Here is an 8,106-nt window from a genome sequence, read left to right on the forward strand (position 1 = left end):
ATAAATACCAGAATAATAAGCTACTGATATTCCCTATCTTTTTTATCTTTAATCCATCATAGCTAGCGATGCAACAAAGCCATCCCAGTGCTTGACACCGGGGTTGATTTATCTTGTCTACCTTATTTTGCCACTCCGCTGAACGGATACCATATTATGCAGGTTTAGAATTATGCTTTATTCTTACGTTTATGTCTTGGCCCAATACAATCAATAAGTTAAGCAAGTATTCTAAGGAGAACCCTTCGATTTTTGACCTATTGATTTGAGATACTTTAGGTTGATCAATCTTTAGAGCGTTTGCTGCTTTTTTCTGTGTTGTGTACTTCTTACTTATTAATTGTGCAATGATCTTTATTAATTTCAGTTTTGTATCTTTCACATCCCCCAACTCTACTATTATAGGATAACTTAATTGTAAACTTTGCATAATAATAAAATTCCTTATAAAAAAATTACTTTAGTTTTTCTTCTTTAAATAATACATGCCTTCTGACTACTGGGTCATACTTCCTAAACTCCAGTTTTCTGGTGAGCTTTTTTGGATTACGCTTTTTTACATAAAAATAGCCAGTTGACTTTTCTTCACCAGTTTTTGCTGTCTTGATTGCAGTGCTGACTAACTTAACAAGCAAAGAAGCATTTTTTTTCGCCATACTTATAATGATATAATAAATTCTATGCGAGTTTATTACGCAAAACACTAAAAGTCAACCGAATAATGCAGATCGTAAAATTCTTGACAATCAACAGTGCATTAAGTAGCATAAAGTTAACTTCAGAATGAGAAGCAAACGGTAAGTAAGTGGCAAATAGTGGTAAAAGGTTATTATTGATAGAAAATTCCACCTGTTCTAATGAGGTAAGAGTTGCCTTGTCAGTTAATAATAAGGTTGTAGAATTTGAACAAGAATTCAAGGAAAAAAAACAATTAAGAGGTAATATATACGTTGCTTATATAAAGCGTATAGAGCCTTCTTTGCAAGCCGTATTTATTGAATATGGGAAAAATAAGCAAGGTTTTTTGTCTTTTTCCGAGATATCTCTAGATTACTTCAACATTCCAGAAAAAGAAAAGGAAACTATCTTTGAGGGCTACTCAAATGACGATTGTATAGAAGAAGCCTCAGCAAATGTTTCTTCAGATTCTGCAGCTAGTAAGAATGTCAACGAATCAGGTAGTGGTTTTGTAAGAGAGGTACCTTTATATAAAAAATACAAATTACAAGATGTTATTTCAGTAAATCAAAAAGTATTGGTCCAGCTAACTAAAGAGGAACGAGGCAATAAAGGAGCTTCATTTACAACATACATAACTTTAGTGGGTAGATACTGTGTTTTCATGCCAAATTCCATGAGTAAAGGTGGAGTGTCTCGCAGAATTGAAGATGCTAATGTCAGAAAGCAGTTAAAGGAGATACTGAGTTCAATAAACTTGCCAAAAAGATCAGGTTTAATAGTAAGAACTGTTGGTTCAGGAAAAAATAAGAAAGAAATTGAGCAGGATTACAATTACTTATCCTCATTATGGCAGAGCATTCAAAAAAATGCCTTCTCTGTAAACGTTCCATCATTAATTTACAATGAAGCAGATGTAATTATGAGATCTGTTCGTGATTTTTGTAGCGATGGTATAGAAGTTATAGTGTCTGGAAAGGAAGCTTTTGAGGCAGTTAGGCAATATGCTAACAATGCACTAAAAGGTAGTAAGTTGCGCTATAGATTGTATAGAGGTTATGCTCCGATCTTTACTTACTACGGAATCGAAGATCAAATTTCTGAGTTATATAGCAATAGAGTAGAATTGCCATCTGGTGGGTCTTTGATAATAACTTTGACTGAGGCGTTTGTTTCAATAGACGTAAATTCAGGAAAGATGACAGGAGAAGATAGCATAGAAGAAACAGCTTATAGAACCAACATGGAAGCAGTACCTGAAATATCAAGACAGGTGAATCTTAGGGGCCTATCAGGATTAATAGTAGTCGATTTTATTGATATGTTGAAATATCAGTATTGCAGAGCTGTTGAGTCTGCTATAAAGCAAGCGTTTAAAGATGATAAAGCTAAAGTTCAATTTAGCTACATAAATGACTTTGGTTTAATGGTATTTTCAAGACAAAGAATTAAACCAAACATACAAGAAATTAATACTACAGAGTGTTTACACTGCAAAGGTACTGGAAGAGTAAAATCAAACGAGGTAATTGTTTCATCAATACTAAGGGATTTACAACATATTGCTAACAAGAATCGAAATAAGTCTTTTGATTTAGTAGCACACAGTGCAGTTATAGCGCACATTTTTAATAACAAACGCAATACAGTTTCTACAATCGAAAAAGAGTTTAATATTACATTGAACGTTAGTATTGATAACAGTTTAGATGTAAATGCATTTGTTTTAAAACAAGGAGATGATGTTAATTTAAACGGTTATAAGCCATTACAGAACTCTGGATACCAAATTGGGGATAGCAGCAATGAAGAAGCTGATAATTCAAATAAACTACGAGGCAATTTTTGGCTGACTAAGTGGCTTTCGCGCCTTTTAAGTTCTAATAACTAATTAGAAACCTAAATTGGGCTTGTAATTAATGAGTCCTATACTTATATATTCTTATATCAGATGATATTTACAATGGGGTACTCATTATGGGAAGAGCAATAGGCATAGATCTCGGAACAACAAATTCTTGTGTTGCAATAATGCAGGGCAAGGATACAAAGGTAATAGAAAATAAAGAAGGGGCAAGAACTACTCCATCTATAGTTGCATTGACTTCTTCAGGAGAAAGGTTGATTGGTGCTCCAGCAAAAAGGCAAGCAACCACCAATGCAAGTAATACCTTTTTTGCTACTAAGAGATTAATAGGCCGTCAATATAGTGATCCTGAGATGAAAAATCTAAGTGTACCATACAAAGTATTTGCAGCAAAAAGTGGTGATGCATGGGTTAAAACAACTGATAATAAAGAATATTCTCCTAGTCAAATTGGTGCATTTATACTACAAAACATGAAAGAGGCAGCAGAAGCTTATCTTGGAGAGGAAGTAAAAGATGCTGTGATAACAGTGCCAGCATACTTCAACGACTCTCAACGTCAAGCAACAAAAGATGCAGGAAAAATTGCCGGATTAAATGTACTCAGAATAGTAAATGAACCGACTGCTGCAGCACTTGCTTATGGTCTTGATAAGAAACATGGGCACACAATAGTAGTATATGACCTTGGTGGTGGTACATTTGACGTTTCAATACTTGAAATAGGTGATGGAGTTTTCGAAGTGAAAGCAACAAACGGTGATACCCATCTTGGAGGTGAAGACTTTGATAATGGAGTAGTGAGTTATTTACTAGATGAATTCAAGAAAAGTAATGGCATTGATTTGAAAAATGATCCAATGGCTATGCAAAGAATCAAAGAAGCTGCTGAAAAAGCGAAAATTGAATTATCAAGTGCAATGGAAACGGAAATAAATCTACCGTTTATTACAGCTGATGCAAGTGGTCCAAAACACTTAAATATGAAATTAACGAGAGCAAAACTTGAAAGCTTAGTGAATGATTTAATCGAAAGAACTATGGCTCCTTGTAAAAAAGCTCTTGAGGATGCTGGTTTATCTGCTAGTCAAGTTGGCGAAGTGGTTCTTGTTGGTGGCATGACTCGTATGCCAAAAGTCATAGAGAAAGTTAAAGAATTCTTTGGCAAAGATCCACATAGAGGAGTTAACCCTGATGAAGTTGTAGCAATTGGAGCTGCAATACAGGCGGGGATCATTCAAGGTGATGTAAGAGATGTGTTACTACTTGATGTGACCCCACTTTCTCTTGGTATTGAAACTCTAGGAGGAGTATTCACTCCACTTATTGAGCGTAATACTACAATTCCTACTAAAAAATCTCAGGTGTTTTCAACTGCAGAAGATAACCAAACAGCTGTTACAATTAAGGTGCATCAGGGTGAAAGAAAACTGGCAGTTGATAATAAGCTACTCGGTCAGTTTAGTTTGGAAGGGATACCTCCTGCTCCGCGCGGAAGGCCACAAATTGAAGTGACATTTGATATAGATGCAAATGGAATAGCACACGTTTCTGCAAAAGATAAAACTACTGGAAAAGAGCAAAAAATACGCATTCAATCTTCAGGTGGTTTATCTGATGATGAAATAAATCGCATGGTAAAAGAAGCTGAAGAAAAAGCGCAAGAAGATGAAAAGCGCAAAAAGTTTATTGAAGTGAAGAATCAAGCGGATAGCTTAGTCCATTCTACAGAAAAGTCTCTGACAGAGTATGGTGATAAAGTTTCACCAGAAGATAGATCTGCTATTGAAAATGCAGTTAACGAATTAAAAGAAGTTAGTAAATCTGATGACATTGATGACGCTGATTCAATACAGCAGAAAGTCACTAATCTTTCTCAATTATCTATGAAACTTGGAGAAGCTATGTATCAAGCATCTCAACAAAATAGTGCTGAAAATGGCTTTTCATCAGAAGGAAATCCAAATGATAAAGAGGAAAAAGTAGTAGATTCTGATTATCAAGACATAGATAATAAAGAAGAGAATAAGTAATTGCGATTGTCATCCAAGTAGCTGATACTGGGATGACAAGAGGAGCATATTGTTGCTTAAAGAAACCATTATGGATATTATTAAAACAATAGAAGAAAAGATACGCGATTCGATAGATGTAATTGATATCAACATTATCGATGAATCAGTAAAGCATGCTGATCATTATTTTGCTTCATCTTCAACATTACCTTCGCACATTAAATTAATATTAATATCTGACGGCTTTATTGGAATGAGCATTCTAAAAAGACACAAGTTGATTTATGAGTTATTGAAGGGTGAGATAGAGCTAATACATGCAATTTCTCTTCACTTGTATACGCAAGATGAGTACAATTTAAAAAATAAATAATAAAAATGTGAAGGAAGAGTCTATATTAGTTAAAGCAGGAAGAAAATTTAATGACTATAAAGGTTCCATGAACCCGCCAGTTTATCATTCTTCTACCATATTATTCCCTACTTACAAGGACTACTTAAATGCAGCAAATGGAGAAAGTATATACGATGTAATCAACGATGGTGTTGCAAGGGATTATAGCTACAGTAATGTTGGTACTCCTACTGTTCATTATCTTTCAAATGCACTGGCTGAAATTGAAGGGAGTGGACAAGCGCTTATTTATCCTTCCGGACTATTTGCACTTACTTTTGCTATTCTAACTTTCGCTAAAGCAGGCTCGCACGTTTTAATTCAAGATAATAGTTATTATAGGCTTAGGAGGTTTGCAGAAAATGAGCTACCAAAAAGAGGAACAGAAGTAACTTTTTATGATCCAACACAGGATATAACTGATTTAATTCAGAGTAATACTTCATTGATAATGATCGAGACTCCTGGTTCTGTAACGTTTGAGATTTCGAATATAGAGCATATAGTAAAAGTTGCTAAGGAACATAAAATTGTGACCGTTTGTGACAATTCATGGGCCACTCCTTTGTTATTTAAGCCGCTTGATTATGGAGTTGATGTTGCACTATATGCGGTGACAAAGTATCTAGCCGGTCACTCAGATTTAGTGATGGGAGCTATGGTTGCTGAAGGTGAAACTTTTAAATTGCTTTATGAGAGCCATAAAAATTATGGGGTAATCATTCAATCGCACGACTGCTACCTTGCACATAGGGGACTAAGAACACTGCACACACGTATGAAAAGGCACCAAAATACAGCAATGGAAGTGGCAAAGTGGCTAGAAAAACATTTAAAAATCAAAAAAGTTTTGTACCCAGCACTTCCCTCCCATCCTCAACACGAATTATGGAAAAGTTACTTCAAAGGAGCAAGTAGCGTATTCAGTATAATACTGGATAGAGAATATTCATGTGAAGAACTAAGCTGCATGGTTGATCATATGAAAATTTTTAGTATTGGTGCTTCTTGGGGAGGGTGCGACAGTTTGATATTACCAATAGATCGTAGATCTATGTCAAGATCTGTAATGAATTCAGATTATGGTGGAAGTTTCATGCGGATATTTTGTGGACTAGAAGATTCTGAGGATTTGATCTCTGATTTAAATGCTGCACTAGCAAGACTGCCATGTTTGAATATCAAAGCTGGCAGATGAAACTGAGAGAATTACTGCATAACATTATTGATGTTAACTTTGATATTGAAATCAAGGGCGTTACATGTAATCCCAAGAGAGTCAAGGAAGGTTATCTTTTTGTTTGTGTGTCAGAAAGGAGTAAAGAATACGCAACATGCGATACTGGAATCCATATCCTTCCTACTGAATCACAGTGTTACGTACACAACTGTGTAGATGTTGTGATACAAGGGGCCAAGAAAGATGTCATCCCAGTGCTTGACTACTTGGATCCAGAAAATTTAATTGCAAATGAGCACACTAGGCAATTGTATAATAAAAACTGGATTCCAGTGTCACGCACTGGAATGACAGATACTTCGAGCTTTGCAGTGCTTGAACACCCAAACCCTCAAGAAATGTACAGCGAAATAGTCAGCAGGTTTTATCAATTCAAACAGCCCAAATATGTTGCTGCTGTAACTGGTACAAATGGTAAAACTTCAGTAGTAGAATTTTGCCGCCAGATCTGGCAAAACTCTGGCTATAATGCTGCGTCTATTGGAACACTTGGAACATGCATCAATAATGGCAGAAAAGGTAATAGCAACAGCCTTACCACTCCAGGTGCAGAAGACCTTTACGCAACATTGCGTGGTATAAGTGTAGAACACTTAGTGTTGGAATCATCAAGTCATGGGATTGATCAATACAGAATCCATGGATTAAAGTTGAGTGCTGCAGCTTTTACTAATTTCTCGCAAGATCATTTAGATTACCATAAAAATCTTGGTGAATATTTAGAAACTAAAAAAAGGCTGTTTTACGAGGTATTATCAGAAGGAAAAACAGCGATTTTAAATGCGGATATAGATGAATACGGCGCATTGCTTAAAATAGCTGAAAAACGCAGCAATAAAGTTGTGACTTATGGAAAAAAAGGCTCTGATATTACTTTATTAGAGCAAACATCAACCCCTAATGGTCAACATCTTACAGTAAAAATTGATAACCAAATTTACAATACATTTTTCCCAGTTTTAGGAAAATTTCAAGCATATAATCTGCTATGTGCAATTGGTATATCTGGATTAAATTACAGAGAAATATGCGTAGAAAAACTCGTTTCTCCACCAGGAAGAATGGAAAAAGTGAAACCTTTTGCATTTGTGGATTACGCGCACACTCCAAGTGCGCTTAAACAAGCCCTATTGTCTTTAAAATGGCATATCAACAAAAAAATAATTCTAGTTTTTGGTTGTGGTGGAAATCGTGATCAAACGAAACGTTCAGAAATGGGCAAAATAGCACAAATGTATGCAGATAAAGTAATAATTACAGATGATAATCCGCGTGATGAAGATCCGGGAAAAATTCGCCACGATATTTTGCTACATTGCCCTGATGCACTGGAGATAGGAGGTAGGAGAGAAGCTATAGAGAAAGGCGTAGATATTGCCTATAACGAGGGTATGATTCTGCTAGTTGCAGGAAAGGGAAATGAGAAATTTCAAATTATAGGCAACCAAACTTTTGAATTTAGTGATGTTGAAGTTATTAAAAATCACGTTTTAACCTGCTGATTTTCGCAATGGGCTTACCTCCGCTAATGTGCGAATATTGAAGCAAAAGTGATGTCATCCCAGTGTCAAGCACTGGGATGACACCCTCCTTGGCAAACAATGTTCGTACAGCTATGTGCGTGACGCTGGCGTTGGAATCTAGAAAAAAATAGATCCAAGTAGTCAAGCTACTTGGATGACACTGACTGCTAATTTTTTATGCAAGAGGTCCAATCATTTACCGTTCTTGCAAGTGATAGCACTCTCACTTCTTTTGCACCGGAGTTTAAAATTTCCTGAGAGCAAGATCTTACAGTTGCTCCGGTTGTTACCACATCATCAACTATAGCACTTCTCATAATAGTCCAAAAAAGGTAAGATATGGATTTATAGTAGTGATGGTAAGCATGCCAGCAGCATATAGTTATGAC

General features: G+C 35.8%; 7 protein-coding genes and 1 pseudogene. 5 read left to right on the top strand and 3 right to left on the bottom strand.

Annotated features, from left to right (window positions below; all coding sequences use genetic code 11):
* Positions 1-154 precede the first annotated feature (154 nt).
* Entirely contained in the window at positions 155-430 is a 276-nt protein-coding gene (locus OZD66_RS04795; protein WP_182367264.1) for a helix-turn-helix domain-containing protein, read from the bottom strand.
* A 25-nt stretch (positions 431-455) separates the two neighbouring features.
* The gene (gene rpmG, locus OZD66_RS04800) at positions 456-656 is read right to left on the bottom strand and encodes a 50S ribosomal protein L33 (RefSeq protein ID WP_182367262.1); all 201 of its coding nucleotides are present in this window, start codon (positions 654-656) and stop codon (positions 456-458) included.
* A 149-nt stretch (positions 657-805) separates the two neighbouring features.
* On the opposite strand from rpmG, the gene OZD66_RS04805 reads away from it, so the two are divergent.
* The 5 genes and pseudogenes from OZD66_RS04805 to murE all read left to right on the top strand — a co-directional run bounded on the left by OZD66_RS04805 (position 806) and on the right by murE (position 7,696).
* On the top strand, positions 806-2,569 hold the full coding sequence (locus tag OZD66_RS04805) for an Rne/Rng family ribonuclease (RefSeq protein ID WP_182367259.1): 1,764 nt from the start codon (positions 806-808) through the stop codon (positions 2,567-2,569).
* A gap of 86 nt (positions 2,570-2,655) precedes the next feature.
* A complete protein-coding gene (dnaK, locus tag OZD66_RS04810; RefSeq protein WP_182367256.1) occupies positions 2,656-4,578 on the top strand; it encodes a molecular chaperone DnaK in 1,923 nt (640 codons plus the stop codon).
* Between the two features lie 70 nt (positions 4,579-4,648).
* Complete coding sequence (locus OZD66_RS04815; RefSeq protein ID WP_182367254.1) at positions 4,649-4,933, top strand: BolA family protein; 285 nt, start codon at positions 4,649-4,651, stop codon at positions 4,931-4,933.
* A gap of 7 nt (positions 4,934-4,940) precedes the next feature.
* Positions 4,941-6,174, top strand: a pseudogene (metC, locus tag OZD66_RS04820) (cystathionine beta-lyase).
* Positions 6,149-7,696, top strand: a complete 1,548-nt coding sequence (gene murE / locus OZD66_RS04825; RefSeq protein ID WP_182367316.1) for a UDP-N-acetylmuramoyl-L-alanyl-D-glutamate--2,6-diaminopimelate ligase — start codon at positions 6,149-6,151, stop codon at positions 7,694-7,696. Before metC ends, murE begins: the two are co-directional and overlap by 26 nt.
* A gap of 188 nt (positions 7,697-7,884) precedes the next feature.
* Here the strand turns inward: murE and OZD66_RS04830 are convergent.
* On the bottom strand, positions 7,885-8,106 hold a 222-nt coding region (locus tag OZD66_RS04830), incomplete at its 5' end, for a ComF family protein (protein WP_410543765.1).

The sequence above is a fragment of the Wolbachia endosymbiont of Drosophila baimaii genome, assembly GCF_028982185.1.
Taxonomy (GTDB): Bacteria; Pseudomonadota; Alphaproteobacteria; order Rickettsiales; family Anaplasmataceae; genus Wolbachia; species Wolbachia pipientis.